This is a genomic window from Mesobacillus boroniphilus JCM 21738, from assembly GCF_000517385.1.
Lineage (GTDB): Bacteria > Bacillota > Bacilli > Bacillales > Cytobacillaceae > Mesobacillus > Mesobacillus boroniphilus.
Genome location: NZ_BAUW01000003.1, coordinates 1 through 23,529, shown reverse-complemented (window position 1 = coordinate 23,529; position 23,529 = coordinate 1). Strand labels below are relative to the sequence as shown.

Below are 23,529 nucleotides of genomic sequence, written 5' to 3'. Positions count from 1 at the left end.
CCACCTTCATTTTTCAAGAAATTTCGAGGAGCCCATCAAGGCACCCCCGATGATGTTATGCTTTATCCACGTCTACGAATACGTCCTGCTGTGCAGGTCCGCCAATCAGCAAGTCTGCAAGGTAACCTTCAAAATAGCTGCCATCGCGATCTGATAAGGCATTGACTGAGAAGCCCAGTCCGCGCGGTTTAGCGTAGCCGGATTCTTCATGCAGCGGCTTGTTGAATTCGTAGTTTGTGTGCCCGTATTTTCCTGCGGGCTCGATTGTTTTGCCGTCGACTTTGACTGCCTTCGAACCATAAGCATCATGGCCGAAGCTGAAGTTCGCACCGACGACGCCTGGTTGATTCCTGGTGTTACAAGCGCCCGGCCCTTCACTTTGGAATTGTTGGATGAGATGTAAATCTCGTCATCGGTCTTGATGCCTTTTTTCTTCGCGTCAATTGGGTTGATCCAGACATAGTTTTCCGGCTTGATTTCACGAAGCCAAGTATTGCCTTCGGTACGATGCGTTGCCATATTCCGTGATTTCCAGTTGATGAATTGCAGCGGTTTGTTCGGCTTGTATACTTCCCCGTCGTAAGTCTTGATTTCCTCTGCCACCGGCACGCCTTCAAAAAACTTGCCAGTGTAGGCACTCTTGAAGCCTGCAGCTTTTTCATCGTAAAAATAAACCTGTTTTGCCCACTGATACTTGAGTTTGTTGCCGATATATTCATCGCCTGCTGCCTCAAAGCGTCCGCCGCGATTCAATACGTAGACGACTTTCTTCCATTCATCTGGTTTGACGGCATCTTTCAGCTTCTGGATGTCAAAATATTTGCCGAGCGCTTTCTTTCTTGCTTTTTCAAAAATCGCCAGCTCTTCCGCATTTGCATCTTTGACAGGCTTCTGCCCGTCAAATGCGATGTTTGCAATCCGTTTTAAATAGTAGTCTTCAGGCGTGTGTATTGCTGATCCATCAGCCAATGCATTGTCGCCAACACCTGGAAGGCCCAGACCTTTCAACAAATCGATGTATACCTGTTCTGTTGGGCGCGCGTCAGGAACGACTCTTGTCACCGGCTGGATGACACCTGCGAATTTATGCTTCAGGATCGGAAAGATGTCCTCTGCGTTCCAGCTTTCAAGGTAGGCAAGGTCCGGCAAGATAAAGTCTGCGTACTTTGAAGTCTCGCCAATGATCACGTCAGATGCTACTACAAGTTCCACGACCTTAGGGTCCTGATGAACTTGGCTTGCATTTCTGATCTTGGTCCGGCCATGACCGGTGAAGTCCTGTTGATCAACAATGCCCTGATTTTGTATGGGTAGCCTTCCGCAGAACTTGGAAGGACATCATGGATCAGTTTATTGCCAAATGGATACCATGGGCGCTTCGCAGGATAGCCATCTTTAGCGAATAATGATGTTTTTTCATAAGGAACCTTATGCCTTGTAACCGGGATGCCCCAGCCTTTGTTAGCATTCGGGACTGTCACAAGATCATAGCGTCCCTCGGTTGCTTTATACTTGGCGCCAAGTACTGTGTCGCCGCCTTTCCAGTCATGGTTCCCGACAAGGTGGTTGAGCATATTGATTGCCCTCACGCTGTAGTAGCCATTCGTGTGCATCGCCGGTCCGCGATATGAATGGATGCCGACCTTTTTGCCGTGGGATGTGAATTCCCTGGCAATCTGGACAATCTGGTCAACCGGCACATCTGCCTGCTTTGCGTATTCTTCGATTGATTTTTCCATGACCCTGTCTTTAAAAATCCTGAAGACGGATTTCACTTCTATACCATTAATCGTTGTAGCGATATCAAGCTCGCCGTTTCTTGCCTTTGCATGGGAAACTGGCTTGCCGTTTTCGATGATCACAAATTCCTCGCCGCCGATTCCAAGGTCCTGGCACGGACGAATGGCCGCTTTTTATCCCCTACATTCACAAGGAAGGATGCATCGCTCCAGGTTGTTTCGCCATCTTCATTTGCTGCTTCCTGGTTCGGGTTGCGAAGGTAAATATCGTCATAGCGATTGTTTTCAATGATCCAGCGGCACATTGCCATCGCCAGCGCACCGTCACCACCCGGTTTTACCGGAACCCAGACATGTGCTTTCTCTGCTGTCTTGCTGTAACGCGGGTCGATGACGACCATTTTCATGCCGCGGTCAATCGCATTGGTGATTTGCGGTGCGAATGTGGTCGGCCCACGGTTTGCGACCATCGGGTTTGTTCCCCAGACGATGACCATTTCTGCGTTATCATAATCAGGAATCATCCGCTTCTTCGCCTTTTCGGCATCATGCGAGCGGACATTTCCCATTACGCTTGTGATGCCGCAATAGCCGCCATGGTCATAATAGTTGGCTGTTCCTAGGCTTCCGACTGCAAGGCGTTCGATGAATTCGCGTCTGTGCCCTGCCATGACTGCAATCTGGTTCGCTTTAGGGCCCAGGTCAGGATGGTTTGTATCAATCAGGATATCCTTGTATTTTTTATCAAATTCAGCTTTTGTCATGTCGCCTGCTTTCAGCTTATCCCAATCAGCCATGACTGCAGCTTCCGGTACGTATTTCCACATTTCTTTTAACCCTGGAGTGCCAATGTCCTTGCTGCCCTCGAGGATTTCCTTGTAAGCCTCTTCCCAGCTGACTGTTTTCCAGACGCCGCTTCCACGTTCGCCGACACGCTTCAATGGCTTCTGAATCCTGAACGTGTCATAGTTCGTCTGGATGCCAGCCTGGCCTTTCAGGCAAGTGCGTCCGCCGCGGAGGCCGCGTCCCGTTTTTGCCACATCGCCAGTGCCCTTTACAGCCTGTGATACCGGAGTATCGTAGTTGATATGGCCGATTTGCACCATGTTGATTGGGCTGTACTGGTTGCCGGCAATCTTGCGGACGATGGAAGAGTATGCACCGCCTGCCGCCCCCGCAGTGATATAGGTTTTGATCGTACATGTAGCATTACACTGCTGGCATGACGTGAAGATGACATTTTCTGCTGTATAATCCTGATAATCGGTGCCGGTTCCATGCGGCTCATCGATCCAGACATCGCCCATGACCTGCTTGATTGGACCGACGAATGCCGGCCCGACGAATGCGACCGCTCCGAGCGTTCCGAGCGCTTTTAAAAATCCACGCCGTTTCATTGGTTTATTTTCCATTATGGCTCACCTCGTCAGAAGTTTCTTCGATTGGCAGCAGCAGCTCGCCGAATGAATAGATTAATAATCCCATCGCGACAACGCCGACACTTACCATCCATTCCTTGATTGTCGGTGCGTAATTGCCCCAAGGCAGTTCATGGAAAACTGGCACCACTAATGGAGGCAGGACGATGTTGAAGCGGACGCCGATGATTCCGATGACAATCAGGACAGCGGCCGCGAGCAGCGCGTTTATGTTTTGGCTCGTTTTTTTCCAGAAAACGATGGTAATTGGTATGACTGCTCCAAGGAACATCTGCACGATCCAGAACGACCAGGCTTTTTCACTGGCCATCATCGTTGCCAGCGTATCAAGGTGTTCTGTCTCAAGGCCGTACCAGCCGATCAGGTATTCATAGAATTGCAGGCCAAGGTCGATGATCAGGAAGCCGACCATCAGTTTTGCCAGCGATACAACCATTCCCTGGTCAATTGGCTGTTTTTGCACCTTTTTCTTGATGATATACATCGCTAAAAGAAGCGCAGTTCCCGAAACCATTGCGGATACGACGAAGATGATTGGAAATAAAGCTGTATGCCATGCTGGTCTTGCTTTTACAACGGCGAAAATGGTTCCAGTTCCGCCGTGGACCCCAAGGATTGCAAGCGGGATCGATTGTGCCGAGAATCTTCATCCACATATGGTCACGCTTTTTTGTCGCAGCATTGATTGTTGCATTCTTGAAGGTTACCAATTTTGCTACAAAGCCCTTCATTGTGTTCGTTCTTGCAGCGCGGACAAGGTCTTCCCTCATCGCTATATACAGTTCTACGGTTAAAAGACCGATATATACGAGATAAAAGTGGACTTCCCAGGCAAGTGGTGAAGTGACATTCCAGTAGATGATCGCATTGAGCATGCGCTCTGGACGGCCAAGGTCCATCAGGACAAATGTCAGCGCGACGACCATACAGACTATCGCTGTGAAAAGTGCCGCTTTACCGACTCGCTCGTATTCTTCCATCCCGAAAACGTAGATTAACGTCGACAGCAGGAACGAACCTGCGCTCAAGCCGACAAAGAAAATGTAGAATGCGATCCATGCCCCCCAAGGAGTGATGCTGGAAAGATTCGTTGCTGCCAGGCCAGTGATGAAACGTTCAAGGATGAAATACCCGCCTATCAAGAATGCAACTGTCAAAGCTGAGATCCATATTTTAAAAGCTTTTGATACTTGCAGATTTATTTTCGTTTTTATTGTACTTTTCTCTTTTAAATCAACCGCAAGATTGGCCATCGCCATTCCCTCCTATCTTAAGTAAATAACGTTTGGATGCGTTCCAAGCTCTTCCTTCAGGCGGAATGCTCTAGGACTCGCTGCAAGCTTTGATACAACACTGTTCGGGTCGCTGATGTCGCCGAAGAAGCGAGCATCGCCAATGCAGGTTTCCACGCATGCCGGCTCTTCGCCTCTTTGCAGGCGGTGGAAGCAGAAGCTGCATTTACGGACCGTGCCGATTGGTGTCTTGCCTTTTTCACGGTTTCCACGTTCGACGCCGTATTCAGGACTTGTTACGTCATTGGCCCCTTGCATTTCCTGTTCGTAGCTGTCGCCAAAATCAAAGGAACGCGCTCCATAAGGACAAGCAACGATGCAGTAACGGCAGCCGATGCAGCGGTCATTGTCGATTGCGACAATCCCGTTCTCCATTTTATAAGTCGCTCTTGTCGGACAAACCTGTGCACATGCCGGTTTGTCACACTGCATGCACGGCCTTGGCAGGTTGACTGCTTGATGTTCGGGAACTCCCCTTCAAGTGATTCCATGACGACATTGTAGGAGATTCCAGGCGGCGTCCTGTTCTCAGCCTTGCAGCTGACCGTACATGTATCGCAGCCGACACATTTCTTCAAGTCGATGATCATCGCCCATTTCGGACCGTCCCCCTTCCTGATATCTGGACCATCAGCTGAAGCGTAGTAGTTGCCGAATTCCTTAGTCAGTGATGAAGAATAGACTTTATGGAAGTCTTCAATTTTCAGTTTGCCGCTGATGACCTTCCTCGCGTCGCGTGCCATATTCAAGCCAAGGTCGGTGTCATACTGTGATTCATCCATTTCTTTCTTGGCATCAGGAACCATCTTGTCGACGATTTTGTCGTAATCTACTTTTTTCTCATTTGAAAATAGACCCATTTTCACTCACCTCTTTTTATGCTTTAGATTTCTCACTTGATTTCCTTGATTTCTTTGATGTCATCCGCGATATCGTCGGTAATATCACTTGTCAGCTCACGAGTCGATTTCTTGAATTCCTTCAGCGTCTGGCCGAACGCCCTGCCGATTTCCGGAAGCTTCTTCGGACCGAAGATGATCAACGCCAATGTGAAAATTAAAATCAATCCGGGAATACCAATATTGGATAGCATATTGCCACATCCTTTTTTATTTTTTCTTGCTTATTTATAATGCAAGCTGCGTGCCAACTTTTTTGGCATGGGTTGTTTTGGGGACTTGGTACGCTGGTATTCCTTGTGGGAGTAAGGCTGCGGGATTCGTGACACTTTTGTGAACAGCAAAAAGCGGCTGAAACCGGATGTACAGTTCGGTTTCAGCCGCAGGTTGTGTGCCATTTTGGCATGGTGTTGCAAATTTGGCATGTGACATTTTGACATGGTGTGCAGGGAATGGCAGGGGATGCAGATTGGAGCCTTAATCCCATAACGGAAAACTTTTACCTGGGGAATAGACTCTTCCTTTCTTCTCACCGGATATGTTCAAGTCCAAATGAGACAACAATCTCCTTGCCTGGTGTATTGAGGAGATTCCAAGAAAATCCCTGAATTGTCCGTTAGTAATCGACTGACTATTAATGAGAAAGAAATCTTTTAAAGCAGCTACATGGGCATCCTTTGAAGTATGGCCGCATCTCTTACACCCCCATATGCTATGAAATCTTTCCATGCCAAATGCATTGCAGGCTGGACACTCAACTCCTTTCTGGATATCACCATATGGGAGATTCAGTGCTCTTAAATCGGGGAGATAAGGTGTATGTTTTTTCATCAGTAGTTTAACTATTTTCTTTATCTCTTGATTCGATAGTTCCTCTTTTTGATATCTTTCCAGGTAATGGGTGATTTTATAGAAGATGCCAGGGGACTTAAATACTCTTTGGCTAACTTCTTTGTTTTGGGTTGGATTTTTGATGATTGCTTGTGAATGGGTGATGGCAACGAACGGTTCTAACGGGGGCGGTGAAAATTGATGACTGATTAGAAATGCTTTCAGTTGACGTGCTTGTATTTTCGTCTGGAGAATGGGATCAGGATATACCTTTTCATTTCCGTTTAAATATTGGATCATTTGATTGAATTCAGGATAAAACTCCAGTGTCCCCGCATAATACTTGGAATCAATCGGTAGGATTAAGGAATTGGAGATAAATAAGGTGTCAATTTGGAAGTGAGTTTCATTATAGGGGATTCTAATATCCTGTAAGATTGTAAACATAGAGTGGTCGATTTGTGAGATATGGTAATCCAACTCTTTTTCGCCTTTGTACCCTGCGCGTTTCATGGATAATTTGGTCTCGAACTCTGCTTTACGTGGGTGATTTAATGGTAATCGCCTCACAATTGCCTCATAAATCCTCACTTCTTTTGGCATGGATCGTTTTTTCGCTATCAAAAGCTTCACTCCTTCTTTGTAATGCTCTTATTATTCGATATTTAAGCTTAAATTACCTTCTATTTTATTTGTGAACATTTTTATTCGCGGAGTTCACAATTTTATTGGCGATAATTTCATTTTATTGGCGAAAATAAATTTTTATTGGCGATTTCACCCTACTTATTGGCGAAAATCAAAATTTATTGGCGAACTGGAAATTCCGAGCGTTTTTTTTCCAGTTCGCCTACCCGCATTTCCACACAATATAATTCCTACTCTTTCAACCCATATTGATCAATTTTCCTGTAAAGATTCCGCACGCTGATGCCCAGCACGTCGGCCGCTTTTGTTTTGTTCCAGTTCATCTGCTTCAGGGCGTTATCGATGTGCACTTTCTCTACTTCTTCCAAAGAGCATAGCGGAGAAAGTCGAACTTGTGCCTCAGCCTTTGTTTTACCAGCATGAGGCAAAAGCAAATCCTCGGCTCCAATCATGCTTCCTTTGGATAGCAGCACGCCGCGTTCAATCAGGTGGCTCAGCTCGCGAACATTTCCCGGAAAATCGTAATCTTCAAGGGCAGCGAAAGCTTCACTGGACAGCCGCTTCGAAGGGGCTTTCGTTTTCCTGATGAAGTGCTCAATCAGTGCTGGCAGGTCTCCCTTTCGTTCACGCAGCGGCGGAATCGTCAGCTTAACGACATTCAACCGGTAATACAAGTCTTCACGGAACCGACCTTCGGCAACTTCCTTTTCCATATCCCGATTCGTGGCGGCAACGACGCGGACGCTAACATGCCGTTCCCGGACATCACCGACCCGGCGGAATTCTCCAGTTTCAAGGAAGCGCAGCAATTTCACCTGCAGCGCTAATGGCATCTCGCCCAACTCATCCAAAAATAGTGTTCCGGCTTTCGCTGCCTCGACAAGGCCTTTCTTATCCTGGCTCGCTCCGGTAAATGCACCGCGGGCATGGCCGAATAGCTCGCTTTCCAGCAGATGTTCAGGGAGTGCACCCGAGTTCACCGGCACGAATGGTTCATCTGCACGGCAGCTCCAATAATGGAGTGCTTTCGCAATCAGCTCCTTGCCGGTGCCGCTTTCGCCCTCAATCAGGACCGGCACCTCGCTGTCAGCAATCCTTCTTGTCATCTCAAGCACTTCTTTAAAATTGGCACTGTCACCAATGATATTGAATCCATTATGCTGGGCGATGATTTTTTTCATAGAGTCATTCTTTTCTTTCAGCGCTTTATTTTCCGCAGCCTTTCCAATCGTCAGTTCCAATTCTGATAGATTATAAGGCTTTGTTATATAATCGAAAGCGCCCACCTTCATCGCTTCAATCGCGGTATCAATCGTCCCGTGCCCGGTCAAAATCAGCACCTCGATATCTGGCTGGACTTTCTTGGTTTCTTTTAAAAGCTCGATGCCATCCATACCTGGAAGGCGGATGTCATAAACTCCAATGTCGTATTCATTCTTTTTCACGAGTTCGAGGGCATCCTCGGCTGTGCCAGCGCTGTCCACGTCAAATCCCTTACGCTTCAGCCTTCTCACCAAAAGCTCAAGCAAATCCTGTTCATCGTCAACGACTAACAATCTTGTTGCTGACATCATAGCCCACCTCCATTGATTCTAGTGCTGAGTTTCCGTAGCCATCTGGAACTTCAGATTTCCCTGCCTGATTTTCCACGCCATGCCCTGCCTTCAGCGAACGCTCTGCCAGCAGCTGGATTTCCACCGTCGTTCCTTCAGATGGTTTGCTGTCAATCGTGATATTTCCGCCGAACTGCTGGATGATCCCGTAACACACTGACAAGCCAAGGCCGGTTCCTTTTCCAATTGGCTTTGTCGTGAAGAATGGATCGAACAGTTTATCCATCGCTTCAGCGGGAATTCCGTGGCCGCTGTCTTTTACTTTTATCGAAACCGCTTCTCCATTGGTTTCTGAAGCAGAAACAACTAACCTTCCTTCTGTTTCCATCGCATCGACTGCATTATTGATCAGGTTGACGATGACCTGCATCAGCTTGAGTCCATCCCCATTCACAGCCGGCAGCGCTTCATCCACATGAAGTTCAAGCTGGATTCGCTGCTTTTTCAGCTGATGCTCGACAAGACTGACGCTATTTTCGATGATTTCCTTCACCCGGATCTGGTCCTCTGTCCAATCATTCTTCCGGGAAAAATTAAGCAGGTTTCCGGTAATCCGTTTGCATCGCTCGGTATTTTCCTTAATTTTGCGGAGATAATGCTCCATTTCATCTTCATCCAGGTCTTCGTCGCCTGCCTGGATTCTGTCGATCAAATCCTCTGCGTATACATTGATCGTCGCCAGCGGATTATTGACTTCGTGTGCGAAGCTCGACGCCATGATGCCAAGCGCGCTCAGTTTATCTGTCTGAATCATCGTTTCTTCCATTTGTTTTTGCTCGGTGATATCCTCGAGCACGACGAGGAATTCGCCTTCTTCCTCGATGGCATGGTTGAGCGGAAACACTCTGTGCCTGAAGATTCGCTCGCCATTCGCACCGTCTTTGAACTTCATGACTTCGTCGGCAATTTTATCAAGATCCGGACAGGTAATCGGACAATCCAGGCAAGGGGCATTTTCCCCGCCAATCACTGCGTAACATGGCAGCGTCAACCGGTCCTCCCTCAGCCACCCTTTTAAAATCGGATTCATCCAGGTAATCCGGTACTCTTTTGTCACGAGCGCCAGCCCGGCACCAATTCCGTTTACTACAACATCCAGCCTTTCCTTCTCTTGCTCGAGAAGTCTTGATTTTTCAAGCAGTTCCTTACTCATGTCATTGAACGAATCAGCCAATTTGCCAAGCTCATCGGCCCTTTTCATTTTTACAGGTTGATTTTCCTGCCTTGCTTCAAATTGTTCATTTCCCTGTCGATGGAAACAATGGGCCTTGTAAAATAAAGCCCTGCCCATACGCTGATCAAGCTGACTGTTAAAATCAGCAACGCGACTGCGGCTATGCCGCTTTGCAGCATCTTGTTGATTGGGGCAAAAGCCGTTGTTTTGGGCTGCTCCATCACAAGCACCCAGTTTAAGTCTTCAATCTCAGCAGTTACACCAATCTCATCCTGGCTGCCAGACGTCTGTTTTTGCCAGAGCTTGCTGTAATCCTGATGGGCGATGACCCGGTCTTTATCATCGATTAAATAAATATATGAGGAGTGATCCTGGCGCATTGACGAGATTTTCCCGATGATTTTCTGAAGCTGGACAACCACTCCGATTGCTTTTTTCGATTCATCTTCGTAAAAAGGGATCGCCAACTTCATTACAGGCTGGCCATACTGATTGAACTCCACCTGGCCGTATACCCTGTCAAGCGTCTGGAGCTGGAACCACATTTCATCCGTGAACCACCGCTCGTTATCCCCGGCAATGTTGAGTTCGTATCGCGACACTCTTTTTTCCACAAAGCCTTTATCATCGGCAATTATGACCTCCTCGACTGATTCGCTTTGCTGCAGGAGCTCATATAATGCACTTTGTTTTTCATTCAATAGATTAAGAGATGCGAGGACCTGGATTCGCTGGAATGTCTGGCTGAATTCATACTGAATTTCACGTGATAAATTCTCGAGCACCAGATGCTGTTTTTCCAAAATCCTCGTTTCCAGATCCGATTTTACAAAAGAGTAGTAGAATAAGCTGATCAGCAGCAATGGGATCGTCGACATTACTACACCGAATACCAAGACCTTATTGCGGATTGTCTGTGAGTGCAAGAAATCAATCAGAATTCTCATCGCTTCCTGCCTCCTTGCACTTCAGGGTGTATCAGCTCGGCGATATGCAGCAAATCCTGATTTATGGCGACTCCAAGCGCATCCTTCGTTTGCTGGTTGACGACAAAACGAATGCCATCGGGCAGTTCGACAGGCAATTCCCCTGGCTTGTTTCCCTGTAAAATCAAGCTGACAAACCTTGATGCCTGGTAGCCCTGAGAATAAAAGCTGGATCCGTAGCTTGCAAGCAACCCTTTTTCCGCTTCAAAATCATACATTCCCATAGCCGGGACTTTTTTCTCCTCTGTCAGTTTCACAATTTCATCAGTCAGAGATTCAATCCTGAAGCTAGGCAGGACGAGGATTGCCTCGCCATCACCGACAGATTTCCATAGAGTTTCCAGGCATTCCTTCGAGCTGGCATCGCATGGGGAAATTGCTACCCCCAAGTCCTTTGCTGCATCCTTTGTTTCTTCAAGGCTAAATTTGCTGACATCAATCTTGCTGTCATAAATCACATGGACCCTGTCAATAGCGGGCACGAGTGAGGTCAGCATCTCGAGGCGCTTGCCAGAAATACTGGCGTGATAGTTATTGATACCAGTAAAAAGGCCTCCAGGTGACTTGTAATCTTTTATCAATCCAAGTTCCTTTGGTGCCGCAAGACCTGCAAAAACTACAGGGATTTCAATGTTTTTCTCATCCATTTTCGCTTTCAGACGCTGGGTTTCTATCCCGCCAAGCGTAACAATTAGATTGGGTTTACCCTCTAGCAGCTGATCGATTTGTTTGTCAATCAGCACTTCATCATCATGTGCATTTTTTACCGTAAAATGGACTTCCTTAGCGCTATATCCGAGATCCTTCAATCCAGCTTCCAGTCCAGTAAACTTCTCATAGCGGTTTTCACCGATCATCAGGACGCCAATTTCTTCCGGCTCATCTCCCCTGACTCCCAGAAATGCATATATAATAGCCGATATGGCAATCGTTGTCAGAAAAAAGAAATACCACTTTGTTTTCAAAGCCTGCGCCCCCAATTCCAGTATTCACTTCCACTATAACGGAAAAAGTAACGTAGCCATCTTGCAAAAAAGGATAATTTTATGAAAGTATAAGGGTATATGTTCATTTCTGCCTAAAATAAAAAAAGTTCCCCTCATTTAGAGGAGAACCTGAATCTTAATCTTCTTTTCGCTCTACAGCGTGGCCGCCGAATTCGTTTCTTAATGCCGCAACGACTTTTCCTGTGAATGTATCGTCTTCAAGTGAACGGTAGCGCATCATCAGTGACAGCGCGATAACTGGTGCTGCTGTTTGCAGGTCCAGTGCTGTTTCAACTGTCCATTTCCCTTCTCCTGATGAATGCATGACGCCTTTGATGCTTTCAAGCTTTGGCTCTTTGGAGAACGCATTTTCCATCAATTCCATCAGCCAGCTGCGGATGACGGAGCCGTGGTTCCAAACGCGAGAAACTTCCTTGTAGTCATAATTGAACGGGCTCTTTTCGAGGATTTCAAACCCTTCGGCAATTGCCTGCATCATACCATACTCAATACCGTTATGGACCATTTTCAAGAAATGCCGCTTCCAACCTTACCTGTGTAGAGATAGCCGTTTTCAATCGAAATGTCCTTGAAGATTGGCTCAACATGTGCAAAAACTTCTGCATCGCCGCCAATCATTGTGCAGGCACCGTTACGAGCACCTTCCATGCCGCCGCTTGTTCCGACATCCATGAACTGAATGCCTGCTGCTGAAAGCTTTTCAGCACGTCTTAACGTATCCTTATAGTTTGAGTTTCCTCCATCAATAAGGATATCGCCCTCTTCTAAGTATGGCGTGAACTTTTCAATTACCTGGTCGACCAGGTCGCCAGCAGGGATCATCAGCCAAATCACACGCGGCTTTGGCAGCATGTCCACCATTGTTTTATAATCTGCAGCAATCTCAGCACCTTCTGCTTTAATTTTCTGCATAGCTTCTTCATTAATGTCATTAGCCACAGCCTCATGGCCATTTTCCATCAGATTCAATACCAAGTTATAGCCCATTTTGCCAAGGCGACCATTCCTAGTTTCACGTAGATGCACTCCTTTTTCGTTTAAAATGCTATTTCGCATTTATTGTTAGTTTTTCGAACAGTTTCTTATTTACGAAAAGAACTTTATACAAAGATAGTATCAAATATTTTTTCGTATGTATATCTAAAATAAGAAAATAATTTTCATCTTAATATCTTTTTATCGAAATGGCTTCCCTTATTTTTTGCAAGTTATCAAGAGTTTGTTCCTGCCTGCGTACTGAAACCGCTACATGAAGCACATCGATTAAACTTAATTGGACCAGCCTTGATGCTAATGCCTCTGACCGGAATAGCGTTTCGCGTGAGGTCGTGTACAAAACGTGATCCGCTTCCCTGGATAACGGAGACTTAAAGTGGCTTGTGATAGCGATTGTTGCTGCTCCATTAGCTTTTGCAATCCTCAGTGCTTCTATGACATCTTTATTGCTGCCGCTATGTGAAATTCCAACCGCTGCCTGTCCGGGACGGAGCAGCGCGGCGGAAATGATTTGCTGGTGTCCGTCACTGTGGGCATTGCAGTTGATGCCTGTCCGCAGAAACTTATGGTATGCATCGAGTGCGATTGCCGACGAACCGCCTGATCCGTAAAAATCAATCCGTGTTCCCTTTGCAAGCACATCAATAATGTTTTCAAGAACCTTTCCATCCAGAAGATTAAGCGTTTCTTGCATTGCCTCGATATGCCCGGCAAAAATCTTTTCTGCAAGAGTAATAACTTGATCCTCTTCCTTTATTTCTTCGTGGATATTCTTGATCGGTTCCACAACTTCACTCGCAAGCGCAATTTTAAAAGCTTGATAACCCCGAAATCCAAGCCTTTTGCAAAAACGGAAAATGGTTGCCTCCGCGACAGAAGCATTCTCCGAAAACTCAGTGATTGATAAATGGATGATTTCTTTCGGATTGGTCAAAATATAATCCGCTACCGCCTTCTCCTTCGAAGAAAGTGACGGGTAGATGGCTTTAATCTTAACGATGACATTTTGCCCATTCAGCTCACTTGCCATTTTATTGTCTCCTTTTATTGTTCTTTTTGACGGCGATTTCATTATTATTTGTGAAAAGTGAAAAGTTTTTTCATTCCTTTTATAAAAATAGGGATTAGCTCGTGTTCAGCCCGCTTGATTGTTATTCCTGTTTCGTTAAGATGACCGGTCCATCTTTGGTGATCGCAATGGTATGTTCATACTGCGCGGACAGCATGCCGTCCACTGTTCTTGCTGTCCAGCCGTTAGAATCCATCTTCGTTTTCCATTCACCGATATTAACCATTGGTTCGATGGTAAATACCATGCCTTCCTTCAGCCTTGGCCCCTTGCCCGGCAGACCATAATGCGGGATATCTGGCTTCTCATGAATCACCGAGCCGATGCCATGGCCGATAAATTCACGGACAACCGAAAAACCTTCTCCCTCCACATATGACTGAATCGCATGACCGATATCGCCAACCCGGTTTCCAGGTACGGAGGCAGCAATACCGCGATATAATGCCTCTTTTGTCACATCAAGCAGCTTTTGTGATTGTTCTCTCACATTCCCGACAGCGTAGCTCCAAGCTGAATCAGCCAGTGCGCCATTCAGGTTTACGACCATATCTATCGTTACAATATCGCCATCGTTCAGCGCCTCTTTTCGAGGAAAGCCGTGGCATACCTCATCATTGATACTGGCACATGTTGCATATTGATAATTACGGTAACCCTTCTGCTGAGGAGTGGCTCCATTCTTTTTTAAATAATCCTCGACAAACTGGTCAATTTCCCATGTGGTTACCCCCGGCTTGATCAGTTTGCGCAACTCTTTATGCACGGAAGCGAGCAGCTTGCCCGCTGCCTTCATATTTTCAATCTCACGTGCCGATTTTAAAACAATCATTCCGTCATCTCCCCGAATCAATTCAATTCTATATTATCTTATATGAAGATATCCGGCAAAATGAACCATTTTGCGGATAACAGAATGAAAATAGCCTTAGTTTGGCTTGATTTTGTTATATAGACTCACTTTACTCCTATGAAAAATCTCATCAATAGATTTTTATAGCGAAAAATTCATTATTATAGCGATTTTTTCGTTTTTATAGCGACTTCCCCTTTTTTATAGCGACTTTTTCGTTTTTATAGCGAAAATCTCTTTTTTATAGCGAACTGGAAATTTCACGTGTTTTTTCCATTTTTAAAAACCGCCGCGACAAACGCCCAATAAAAAACCCTTCTGCCTCAGCAAAAGGGTTCCTCACCAATTTTATTGCAACACTTTTAGTGCTTCGCGATTGAATGCCGGGATATCCTTCGGCTCCCTGCTGGTCACGAGTTGATTACAGCAAACGACGACTTCTTTGTCCATGTATTTCGCTCCGGCATATTCCATGTCGACGCGGATGGATTTATAACCGGTGGCTCCTCTGCCTTCAAGCGTTTTTGCAGTAAGCAACAGCTGCGGTCCATGGCAGATGGCGAAGACTGGTTTCTTCTCGTCCATGAATGCCTTGGCAAATTGGACGAACCGCTCGTCTTCACGCAGCTGATCCGGGGAGAAGCCGCCCGGAATGAATAATGCATCAAAATCTTCCGGCTTGACGTTATCGATGCTTTCATCAATTTTAACCTCAGCTTTTTCCTTCTTTCCGGTTACGGTTTTACCCTGCTCTTTTTCAATCGTCACCACTTCATGCCCGGCTTCACTGAAAGCACGTGAAGGCTCAAGATATTCCACATCTTCAAATAAATCGGTTATTAAACAGGCAATTTTTTTTACCCATATATTCAACATCTCCTTTTAAAAAAATCTCCACTATTAAAATTCCCTGTCTGCCGTTTGTAAAACACATTCAATATAAGTTCCATTATTTTGTATAAAAACATGTAAAAAGACCTATCTTATAGCAAATTTAAAAAAATCATTTTATATTTCTGTCATTCAACTATAATTTAATTTAGGATATCAATAGGGAGAGAAGGCACCATGAAATTTAGTTATGTCAATGTAATGGAAGAGGTCGTTTCCACTCTTGTCAATGTGTTGATGATGAGCCCTGATTACCAGACCTTCTGTAATTGCGAGAAGTGCCGGAATGATATCATTGCCATCAGCCTGAACACTCTTCCAAGTCACTACGTCACTACAGAAGATGGCCGGAAGATGGTATACGAGCAACTTAATACCCAGGAAAACAGAACCTGGATCAATAAAAGAATCATCAGTGCCATCCATCTTGTCGGCAAATACCCGAAGCATTAAATCAGAAATAAGCAATCAGCTTGTCCAAATAGTGATTCTTTATCTAAGAATAAAAGCTGCCAATTGGCAGCTTCTTTTTTCTTATAAAGACTGTTGGGTATCCATCCGTCTGGCAAAATCAACGAAACGGAACTTGTCGGGACGGTGCCTTGATTCTGTATATTGGAACAGGGTGGCATCATCAAAATAAATATAGTTTTTCACGATGACGATTGCATGGAATCCTTCCATATCAAGAAGCTTCCGGTCCTCGGCGTTCGGTTCCTCCACCGTGAATTCTTTCTTTGCAAAGCTGATTTTTTTCTCAAGCTGCCCCTCAATATACTCAAATATCGAGTTCTCGCATTTCTCGGCCGACAGTCCTGGCACATGCGTTTCGACGAGAAAATCCTTATCGAGAATAACACGCTCTTCATCAATATGGCGGACTCTTTTTATCTTCCAAACCTTTTCCTCATCTGCTACATTTAATTCCTTTGCAATTTCCCGGCCTGCGATTTCAAGAGTGAACTCTTCGACAGTCGTTTTCGCCTTTCCACCCATGTTCTCCGCAAGTTCTTTAAAACTGATCAATCCGGAGATAGGAAACTGATGTCTTTTCAAATCCAGCACAAGTGAACCCTTGCCTCGAATTTTTTGGATAAATCCATTTTGAGCAAGAAGATTCAGCGCTTTGCGGATGGTTTCCCTGGACGTTTGGTACATATCCGCAAATTCATTTTCAGATGGCAAAATCGTTTTAGGAGGATAATGCCCTTCCTGGATCTGTTTCGAAATCTCTTCGTAAATCAATAAATACTTCTTCTGCATAACATCACCCGTACCTTGTCTGATTGCTACCATTTTACCTTGTTTATGCCCTTTTGAACACAATTGACAATCATGTTTGTAATTTTCAAAGAATCTTCATAAAATAATATACAACTGTAATCACAATGACCGATATAAAAGCGATAAGTTTTTTCCCAACATGATTTTTCTTAAAAATGGCTCCAAAAAACTTCAGTGTTGGTTATAATCGTTCTATAAGTTGTTCTCAATATGGAACTATATTATCAGATTTGTTATGATATAACTATAAATTGATAAGGTGTGTGGATAACAGTGATCGGTGAACGCGTCAAGAAACTTCGACAAGAAAAAAGAATGTCCTTATCTGAACTGGCAGAGCAAGCTGGCGTAGCAAAATCATATTTGAGCTCATTGGAGCGAAACCTTCAAACAAATCCTTCAATCCAATTTTTAGAAAAGATAGCAGGAGTATTGAATGTACCAGTAGACCACCTAATCCATGAACAGCCTGACAAAGAAAACATGGATTCTGATTGGGTCAATCTTGTTAAAGAAGCAATGGATTCTGGTATCACAAAAGACCAGTTCCGCGAGTTTCTGGAATTCAATAAATGGAGACTCCACAATAAATAAATCTCAACGGACAGCCTGCGCTGTCCGTTTTTCGTTCAAAAATAAAAGCACCTCCATAAGAGCTGCTCGAACGCACATCTATTTTCTATGTATGAATCCTTTGACTACTTAGTGGTCTTAGTTAAAAACTCCCTGATTTCTTCTTTGTTAATTCCCATCTCTAATGCTTCCATTATAAGCTTCATCCATTCTGTATCCAGTTCTTCGAAAACTACCTGTTCTTTAATCAAGTTCTTCCCCCCAAAATACAGTTAGTATTCCAGGCAGTCCGGCCATCATAGTACATCGCACCTTAGATCCGTGACTTTGCGTCCTAGTTTTTCAACAAGTTTGCCTTTTTCTGTATCTTTTTACTCACTTTTTTACTCCCAATGTCATTGTACATTGTTCTATATATTTAACATGTAAATATTTGTCGGCAACAATAGAAGTGCTTTTTCTCTTTTCTTCCAAACAATTACAAAATCATGGCATGAAAGTGATATTATCTGAAGATTAAAACCATTTACTTAAAGATTTTTGTCAAATTATAGCTCTAATTGTTGAACTCTTTTTTTAAAATAACCCCCATAAACTTGAGATGATCCTATGGATGGCCAGTTTTCTTATATATTTGCCTTTTTAAGCGCGGTAAAATAGCGATTTTCTCAAGCCTGATGGCATTAAAAAACGGGTATCTCGTTAAATCATTTCCGCAAATCGGGCAGAGCCACTCTCCGACCTCACTGCTGCTAAACGAAGGACGGTTACATCGGTCACAATTTTTTCTGTACATGGCCATCCAGCCCCCTTTAAAAAGTGATTTGTTATTATATTCCATTCGAGTATAGTCCATTTGCATCCATTCTGAAAAAGTCTAAAATATCGCTAAATTTTCTTAAAAAAAGAACAAAATTTCGTTCTTTTTTAAGAATTTACTCCGTTTATCTCAGTTTCTTGTATTTTCAAAAGAACTATATTGTTCGTTATAATGAATTATTAGATGATAAAAAGGAGATTCTCTTATGACAGTTGGAGAGAAAATTAAAAGTTTAAGGCTTGAAAAAAAGTATTCCATTAGTGAACTCTCTGAAAAAGAAAATGTTTCCAAATCCTATCTCAGTTATACGAAAGAGGGATCCAGGGAAATCCATCGCTTCAAGTTTTTTCTCGTCTGGCAGACAACTTAGATACGTACTTGATGGGACAGCAAAACATGAAAGCCGCCAGGATGACTGTTGATGAAGCTATAAAAAACGGAATCAGCAAAGAAGATTTTTCTTATTATCTTGATTTCATGAAGTTTAAGAGCTGGAGAAAACAGGATTAGCAGTTAAGTATTTATATAAATTACAATGGAAACCGGCGCTTTAGAACAGGTATTTCCTATAAGAGGCTTTGTCTTGAATGTTTTGGCCCCCCAAAAAAGAACCAGCCTCATAGGCTGATTCTCTGTTTGGCCAGGCTGGCTGCAATCTTTGCCCCATCCTCGCATTATTTTTTTAAAGTGCGATATTCGCAACAAGGCTTTGCCCATCAGTTAATTCTCTCCCTAAAAGGAATTTTTCTTTACCGTTTTAATAAACGGCTTATATGCAATTCATTAAAGCTTGGATAATTGTCACAAAACCGCCACAAAAATAGTATGCTTCTCACGCTTTTTCCTTTGATTTTTCGCATTTTAATCACAACTCCCTGATAGGATTAAATTCGATTAAAGGAGGAGATTTTTATGAAGAAATTAATTGCTATCATGGCGGCATTATTTTTAATGACAATCGTTTCTGCCTGCGGAGATGAAGCGGCTGAAAATGAACAAAAAGACGGTCAGGAAACTGCGGCAACTGAAGTGAAACATGATGAAGATGACCATGCAGATGGCCCTCATGAACCAGGTGCTGACGATGTTTGTGCATTCTGCAATATGAAAGTGTACGAGGAAGCTGATCCAATGGGAGTTTTCACCGCACAGGCCAAAACCAAGGACGGAGAATATGTATTCTTTGATGACTCAGGCTGCCTATTGAATATCACTAGACGTGATGATGTTGAATTCGAGGAGAAATGGGTCCGTGATTATATCACATCAGAATGGGTCGAGGCTGATTCTGCGACTCCTGTAAAAGCAGACCTTAAAACACCTATGAAATACGGCTACGCATTCTTCAAAGACAGCGAAAGCGCCGAAAAATTCATTTCAGAAAACAGCGACAAGAATCCTGCCATGGCAACATGGGAGCAAATCGACCAAATCGCAAACGAACGCTATATGAAAAAAATGAAGATGAATAGCGACAGCATGGATAAGGATAAGGACAGCGAAATGGATGAAGAAAGCGGCCATTAATGGTGACTTTACGAAATAAAATCCCGGTGTGTAATCTAGCACCGGGATTTTTCGTCTGGTATTTAACTAATATCTAATTGAAGAAGACCTTTTCAAGTGGCGTATAGACTCCGTTATTTTGCACTAGTGATTCTACTGAATCACAATACCGAATATGCCCTCCTGCATGAACGCAGCTCTGTCAGCCAATTCCTCGACCAGGCTGAGGATATGGGTAGTAAAGAAAATCGTTCTGCCCTGGCGTTTCTCTTCCAGGATAATCTCCTTGAAGCGGTACACCCAGAGTGGATCTAGACCATTGGTTGGTTCATCGAGAATTCGCAGCGGGACATCCGGCAACAGCGCCTGCGCAAGCGAAAGCCGCTGCTGCATTCCTTTAGAATATTGTTTAATCTGCATATTCCTTACATCAAATAAGCCAACCTGGTGAAGAGCTTCAGTCACTTTTTCATCACTTATTCCTCTTAACCTCGCAAAAAAAGTCAAAACTTCCAACCCCGTCAGCTGGCGGGGAAAGAGCATTTCATCCGGCATATATGAAAATAGTTTTTTGAACCCTTTACTTTGCGGTTCAGCTTCCTTACCGTCCATATATACCATGCCCGCAGTCGGCTTCATAATCCCTGTAAGCATCTTGATCAATGTGCTCTTTCCTGCACCGTTTCCGCCGCAGAGTGCAAAGATTTCAGGTTTGTCGATTGAGAAGCTGATATCAGTAATCTTCTTTGTCGGACTATAATGTTTTGCCAATCCTTCTATCTTGATCCATTCCTTGCTATTCATCCTCAACCCCCCGTTTAGTCCTGTACACAGAGTATAGGACAGGCAGTACCGTCCAAAGCAAAACAGCAAGAATGAATAGCGTTTTGCCTATCAATCCATCTGCCAGATGGTTAAATCATATAATCGTGGCCCGAATACCGATGCTCCATCAAGCGACAGGATCGACTGAACGCGAATCAACTCTACTGGATTGAGAAATATGGACACAGTCAGCATTGGCAGCAGCCATTGCTTCATCATGAACATGCTCAACCCCATAATGATAAATTCATAGAAAAGCACAAGGAATGCCCAGACAATCAAGCTTATCCCCAGCGCCTGGAACCGCGTTTTGGCCATTATGCCAATCATCATCGCCAGCGACAGGAAAATAGCCGCCAGCAGGATCGAATACACATAAAACAATATCAGCAAGGAAACAGAGACTCCTCCGCCAACGAAGAAGATGACGAGCAATGCTGTACCATATCCAAAAGTCAATACAGACCAGACTGCAGCAAACAAACCGGCATACTTCCCAAATATAACTGCCCATGGTGAAATTGGATATGTCAGCAGCAGCGTTAGCCCGCGGTCTTCCTTTTCACCTGACAAAAACAAGCTGCCGATCAGCAAAGACAGCAAAGGAATCAGCAGTAAGTTGATATTCAGCAAGCTGGCCGTCATCCTGTTAAACCCGTCAAACCCTGTTCCTCCTGTGTTGCCCAGAAAAGCGACCATCACGGCAAGAGATGAGAACAATATGCCAAAGCCGGCAAGCCAATGGCTTCTCATCATCAAGGTCAACTGCTGCCCCGCGATGTGCCTCATTGCTCCCAGCTCCACTCATGTTTCATTAATGACTCATAATCCAGCACTTCGCCCATTCCCTGTTCCTTAACATAATTTTCAGCGCTCTCCCTGTCCTTGAAACTGACTACACCATTTGCCATCGGTGTCCAGAAATCCGGATGGTATGCGTGATAGGCTTTGTCCAGTTCAATCCATTCTCCCGTATCCACGTCTCTTACATATTTTTTCGCTGCACTTTCTTCCTTTAGAGCTGTCTCCATTTCCAGGAATTCATCCATACAGCCAATATCATCAAATTTATATATTTCGCCATCGGCAGTGACAACCTCTGTAGCATAATGCTCGTGGGCAAGGCCCATATTGCAAACCTCGCACACATCAATTTCCGGGTTGATTTCCTCCGGTTCCATCGCACTGTTGCTGCAGCCTGATACTGCCACAACAGACATCATCAAAAGTATCCCAAGCTTTTTGATCATCGCAGTTTCCTTCCTTTCACAATGACGAATATCGAGAACAAAATAAACAGTATGCCTATTACTCCTGGCATCATTCTGTCCTTGCTCCGCTGTTCTGCTTCCTGAAGCATGGTTACTGGCTCTATCAGCGGGCGGCATCATAAACATCTGCTGCCCCAAAAGAAGGAAATAAAGCCTCCGCTTTGGTCCACAGCTTGATCGAAGGACTTTCAAAAAAGAATTGCCAGTACGGCTGTTTCCTCAATAAGCGATCATACAGTGAACCAGCTTTGTGTGCTTCTTCTCCCACTCCATCACCTGAAAGGTCAAAACTGCTGTAATCATCCCAATAGTTTCCCTTCACACCATCATCCAGCCTCATATCCTCCCCGGAAATCTTCGACTGAACGACATTCCCGATGAAGTTGTTTTCGGAAAACGTGTTATTTTCATTCTTTCCCATGAATTCAAGACCTACCTGATTAGCGGCAATCTGATTCCTGTTTATCAAAGTATCTACCCCATATTCAAGGGAAAGTCCTGTGCTGTTCCGGAGTATATCATTGCCCTCAACCAGTACATTCTTCGTTTCATAAATCAAAATTCCGTAGCCGCGGAAATGAAAGTGGTTCGTTACCTTGTTTTCTATGAAGTCAATATGATTTGAATCCATCACCATGAATCCGGTCACATTTTTTTCAACATGATTTCTCTCAGCTAGAATTCCTTCACTGAACATAAAATGCATTCCGTAGCGTGATTCACTTACATGATTCTCCGACACCTGAATATCTTCAGTAAAATCAAAGTAAACCCCATCCTGTACATTGGCGATCACGTTTCCTTTCAGCAAATGACCGCCTCCCTTGAACATATGAATGCCGTTCCCACGCTTAGAGAAATGCGCTTTGTTGCTTGTAATGCTATTTTCAAGCAGCTGGTTTTCATGGCTGTCTGCTATATATATTCCGTACTGAACATTTTTCAAAGTATTGTTTTGGATGACATTTCTGTCAGCTTTTTTAATGTAAATTCCGCTGTCCTCCTGTCCAGACCCGCTGTTCTGGATTGTAAGTCCATCAATTACCACATTCGAAGCTGTGACCGTGATGACATTTCCTTTTCCACCGCCATCAATAATTGCTCCATCTTCTCCTTTTATAGACACTTCCTTATTGATCACGACACTTTCTTTGTGGACTCCTGGGGAGATAAGGATGGTGTCCCCATTGCTGGCACGGTCAACAGCTCTCTGGATTGATTGGCCGTCCTCCACTTTAAATTCATTGGCATAGGAATGAATGGGGATGAGCATTAGAAGCAAAAAGAAATTAAATGCAAGCGGCCTTTTCAGCCTCCACATACAGCTGCCTCCTCCCTGTATTATTCTCTTTTTAAAACTAGCAAAAAAATGTGATAAAACCTTGAAATATTTGTTGGGAATCGTTGAAGTTAATGAAGAGATTCATAGTGAAAATAGGGGTAAACTCATTAAATCTGTAAAGTTTTCAGAATAATCAAAAGTGAATGTGTCTATTTTGTGACAAATACAATATAATGTAAATAATATGTAAACCTGATTAAGGGTTAAGGGAGGACCTGGACATGACAATTGTTCATATTTTAAACTTCTCCATTCCGATTGCAATGATGCTTGTAATTGGCTTTGCTGTCGATAAAATGTGTCAGCCAGATACGCCAAAGCAGGAAGCCGAGTAATATTTCTGGTTTCCTTTTTGTTTTTAATGTTTCATTTCGTAAGGTTTTTCGATATTTAAAGCATCCTCTCTCATAAGAATAGCGCAAGCGCCTTGTTCAGCCCCGACAAGCGTTGGAGGGCCGACCGGTGAAGTCG

25 protein-coding genes, 2 pseudogenes and 1 riboswitch are annotated in these 23,529 nt (G+C 44.3%); of the genes and pseudogenes, 4 read left to right on the top strand and 23 right to left on the bottom strand.

The window, feature by feature from the left end; all coding sequences use genetic code 11:
* Nucleotides 1–105: 105 nt before the first annotated feature.
* The 16 genes and pseudogenes from JCM21738_RS25025 to JCM21738_RS01735 all read right to left on the bottom strand — a co-directional run bounded on the left by JCM21738_RS25025 (nucleotide 106) and on the right by JCM21738_RS01735 (nucleotide 15,413).
* On the bottom strand, nucleotides 106–1,212 hold the full coding sequence (locus JCM21738_RS25025; RefSeq protein ID WP_243462844.1) for a molybdopterin dinucleotide binding domain-containing protein: 1,107 nt from the start codon (nucleotides 1,210–1,212) through the stop codon (nucleotides 106–108).
* Entirely contained in the window at nucleotides 1,200–1,862 is a 663-nt protein-coding gene (locus JCM21738_RS25020) for a molybdopterin-binding domain-containing protein (RefSeq protein ID WP_243462843.1), read from the bottom strand. Before JCM21738_RS25020 ends, JCM21738_RS25025 begins: the two co-directional genes overlap by 13 nt.
* Nucleotides 1,859–3,151 (bottom strand): molybdopterin-dependent oxidoreductase, encoded by a 1,293-nt coding sequence (locus tag JCM21738_RS25015; protein ID WP_243462842.1) that lies wholly within the window; start codon nucleotides 3,149–3,151, stop codon nucleotides 1,859–1,861. Before JCM21738_RS25015 ends, JCM21738_RS25020 begins: the two co-directional genes overlap by 4 nt.
* Nucleotides 3,141–3,764, bottom strand: a complete 624-nt coding sequence (gene nrfD / locus JCM21738_RS26490; RefSeq protein WP_256360162.1) for an NrfD/PsrC family molybdoenzyme membrane anchor subunit — start codon at nucleotides 3,762–3,764, stop codon at nucleotides 3,141–3,143. Before nrfD (JCM21738_RS26490) ends, JCM21738_RS25015 begins: the two co-directional genes overlap by 11 nt.
* Before the next feature lie 157 nt (nucleotides 3,765–3,921).
* A pseudogene (nrfD, locus tag JCM21738_RS26485) lies at nucleotides 3,922–4,431 on the bottom strand (NrfD/PsrC family molybdoenzyme membrane anchor subunit); the annotation flags it as partial.
* A gap of 12 nt (nucleotides 4,432–4,443) precedes the next feature.
* Complete coding sequence (locus tag JCM21738_RS25010; protein WP_243462841.1) at nucleotides 4,444–4,902, bottom strand: 4Fe-4S dicluster domain-containing protein; 459 nt, start codon at nucleotides 4,900–4,902, stop codon at nucleotides 4,444–4,446.
* 460 nt (nucleotides 4,903–5,362) lie between these two features.
* A complete protein-coding gene (locus JCM21738_RS01775) occupies nucleotides 5,363–5,563 on the bottom strand; it encodes a twin-arginine translocase TatA/TatE family subunit (RefSeq protein WP_023625715.1) in 201 nt (66 codons plus the stop codon).
* A 283-nt stretch (nucleotides 5,564–5,846) separates the two neighbouring features.
* Nucleotides 5,847–6,824 (bottom strand): nuclease-related domain-containing protein, encoded by a 978-nt coding sequence (locus JCM21738_RS01770; protein ID WP_023625716.1) that lies wholly within the window; start codon nucleotides 6,822–6,824, stop codon nucleotides 5,847–5,849.
* Between the two features lie 254 nt (nucleotides 6,825–7,078).
* A complete protein-coding gene (locus tag JCM21738_RS01765; RefSeq protein ID WP_031308032.1) occupies nucleotides 7,079–8,422 on the bottom strand; it encodes a sigma-54-dependent transcriptional regulator in 1,344 nt (447 codons plus the stop codon).
* On the bottom strand, nucleotides 8,391–9,662 hold the full coding sequence (locus JCM21738_RS25000; protein ID WP_243462840.1) for an ATP-binding protein: 1,272 nt from the start codon (nucleotides 9,660–9,662) through the stop codon (nucleotides 8,391–8,393). The genes JCM21738_RS01765 and JCM21738_RS25000 overlap by 32 nt, the downstream gene beginning before the upstream one ends.
* A 2-nt stretch (nucleotides 9,663–9,664) precedes the next feature.
* Nucleotides 9,665–10,582, bottom strand: coding sequence for a cache domain-containing protein (locus JCM21738_RS24995; RefSeq protein WP_243462839.1), 918 nt, complete (start codon nucleotides 10,580–10,582; stop codon nucleotides 9,665–9,667).
* Nucleotides 10,579–11,586: an ABC transporter substrate-binding protein gene (locus tag JCM21738_RS01755; RefSeq protein WP_023625719.1), complete on the bottom strand. Its 1,008-nt coding sequence runs from the start codon at nucleotides 11,584–11,586 to the stop codon at nucleotides 10,579–10,581. Before JCM21738_RS01755 ends, JCM21738_RS24995 begins: the two co-directional genes overlap by 4 nt.
* A gap of 157 nt (nucleotides 11,587–11,743) precedes the next feature.
* Nucleotides 11,744–12,684 (bottom strand): annotated as a pseudogene (gene gnd / locus JCM21738_RS01750) (phosphogluconate dehydrogenase (NAD(+)-dependent, decarboxylating)).
* A 109-nt stretch (nucleotides 12,685–12,793) separates the two neighbouring features.
* Nucleotides 12,794–13,654, bottom strand: coding sequence for a MurR/RpiR family transcriptional regulator (locus tag JCM21738_RS01745; RefSeq protein WP_023625721.1), 861 nt, complete (start codon nucleotides 13,652–13,654; stop codon nucleotides 12,794–12,796).
* A 121-nt stretch (nucleotides 13,655–13,775) separates the two neighbouring features.
* Nucleotides 13,776–14,525 (bottom strand): type I methionyl aminopeptidase, encoded by a 750-nt coding sequence (gene map, locus JCM21738_RS01740; protein ID WP_023625722.1) that lies wholly within the window; start codon nucleotides 14,523–14,525, stop codon nucleotides 13,776–13,778.
* 369 nt (nucleotides 14,526–14,894) lie between these two features.
* Nucleotides 14,895–15,413 carry a type 1 glutamine amidotransferase domain-containing protein gene (locus JCM21738_RS01735; RefSeq protein ID WP_243462852.1) on the bottom strand — a complete coding sequence of 173 codons (519 nt, stop codon included), beginning with the start codon at nucleotides 15,411–15,413 and terminating at the stop codon, nucleotides 14,895–14,897.
* A 201-nt stretch (nucleotides 15,414–15,614) separates the two neighbouring features.
* Between JCM21738_RS01735 and JCM21738_RS01730 the strand changes: the two genes are divergently transcribed.
* Entirely contained in the window at nucleotides 15,615–15,890 is a 276-nt protein-coding gene (locus tag JCM21738_RS01730; RefSeq protein ID WP_023625724.1) for a late competence development ComFB family protein, read from the top strand.
* A gap of 81 nt (nucleotides 15,891–15,971) precedes the next feature.
* Here JCM21738_RS01730 and treR read toward each other — a convergent pair whose 3' ends face one another.
* On the bottom strand, nucleotides 15,972–16,700 hold the full coding sequence (gene treR / locus JCM21738_RS01725) for a trehalose operon repressor (protein ID WP_023625725.1): 729 nt from the start codon (nucleotides 16,698–16,700) through the stop codon (nucleotides 15,972–15,974).
* A 294-nt stretch (nucleotides 16,701–16,994) separates the two neighbouring features.
* Here treR and JCM21738_RS01720 point away from each other — a divergent pair, with 294 nt between their 5' ends.
* Nucleotides 16,995–17,315, top strand: a complete 321-nt coding sequence (locus tag JCM21738_RS01720) for a helix-turn-helix domain-containing protein (protein ID WP_023625726.1) — start codon at nucleotides 16,995–16,997, stop codon at nucleotides 17,313–17,315.
* A gap of 104 nt (nucleotides 17,316–17,419) precedes the next feature.
* Here JCM21738_RS01720 and JCM21738_RS24665 read toward each other — a convergent pair whose 3' ends face one another.
* Nucleotides 17,420–17,545: an anti-repressor SinI family protein gene (locus tag JCM21738_RS24665; protein WP_023625727.1), complete on the bottom strand. Its 126-nt coding sequence runs from the start codon at nucleotides 17,543–17,545 to the stop codon at nucleotides 17,420–17,422.
* 29 nt (nucleotides 17,546–17,574) lie between these two features.
* A riboswitch (cyclic di-GMP riboswitch) is annotated at nucleotides 17,575–17,660 on the bottom strand.
* Between the two features lie 241 nt (nucleotides 17,661–17,901).
* Complete coding sequence (locus JCM21738_RS23730; RefSeq protein ID WP_148296040.1) at nucleotides 17,902–18,090, bottom strand: hypothetical protein; 189 nt, start codon at nucleotides 18,088–18,090, stop codon at nucleotides 17,902–17,904.
* Nucleotides 18,091–18,319: 229 nt separating this feature from the next.
* Between JCM21738_RS23730 and JCM21738_RS26965 the strand changes: the two genes are divergently transcribed.
* Both JCM21738_RS26965 and JCM21738_RS01705 read left to right on the top strand, forming a co-directional pair.
* Complete coding sequence (locus JCM21738_RS26965) at nucleotides 18,320–18,484, top strand: helix-turn-helix domain-containing protein (RefSeq protein WP_023625728.1); 165 nt, start codon at nucleotides 18,320–18,322, stop codon at nucleotides 18,482–18,484.
* Between the two features lie 542 nt (nucleotides 18,485–19,026).
* Nucleotides 19,027–19,641 carry a nitrous oxide reductase accessory protein NosL gene (locus tag JCM21738_RS01705; protein ID WP_023625731.1) on the top strand — a complete coding sequence of 205 codons (615 nt, stop codon included), beginning with the start codon at nucleotides 19,027–19,029 and terminating at the stop codon, nucleotides 19,639–19,641.
* Between the two features lie 132 nt (nucleotides 19,642–19,773).
* Here the strand turns inward: JCM21738_RS01705 and JCM21738_RS01700 are convergent, their stop codons facing one another.
* The 4 genes from JCM21738_RS01700 to nosD form a co-directional block, all read right to left on the bottom strand.
* Complete coding sequence (locus JCM21738_RS01700) at nucleotides 19,774–20,424, bottom strand: ABC transporter ATP-binding protein (protein WP_243462838.1); 651 nt, start codon at nucleotides 20,422–20,424, stop codon at nucleotides 19,774–19,776.
* Between the two features lie 90 nt (nucleotides 20,425–20,514).
* The gene (locus JCM21738_RS01695; protein ID WP_243462837.1) at nucleotides 20,515–21,234 is read right to left on the bottom strand and encodes an ABC transporter permease; all 720 of its coding nucleotides are present in this window, start codon (nucleotides 21,232–21,234) and stop codon (nucleotides 20,515–20,517) included.
* Nucleotides 21,231–21,836 carry a nitrous oxide reductase accessory protein NosL gene (locus JCM21738_RS01690; protein ID WP_243462836.1) on the bottom strand — a complete coding sequence of 202 codons (606 nt, stop codon included), beginning with the start codon at nucleotides 21,834–21,836 and terminating at the stop codon, nucleotides 21,231–21,233. Before JCM21738_RS01690 ends, JCM21738_RS01695 begins: the two co-directional genes overlap by 4 nt.
* Nucleotides 21,820–23,037, bottom strand: coding sequence for a nitrous oxide reductase family maturation protein NosD (gene nosD, locus JCM21738_RS01685; protein ID WP_052019533.1), 1,218 nt, complete (start codon nucleotides 23,035–23,037; stop codon nucleotides 21,820–21,822). Before nosD ends, JCM21738_RS01690 begins: the two co-directional genes overlap by 17 nt.
* Nucleotides 23,038–23,529 lie beyond the last annotated feature (492 nt).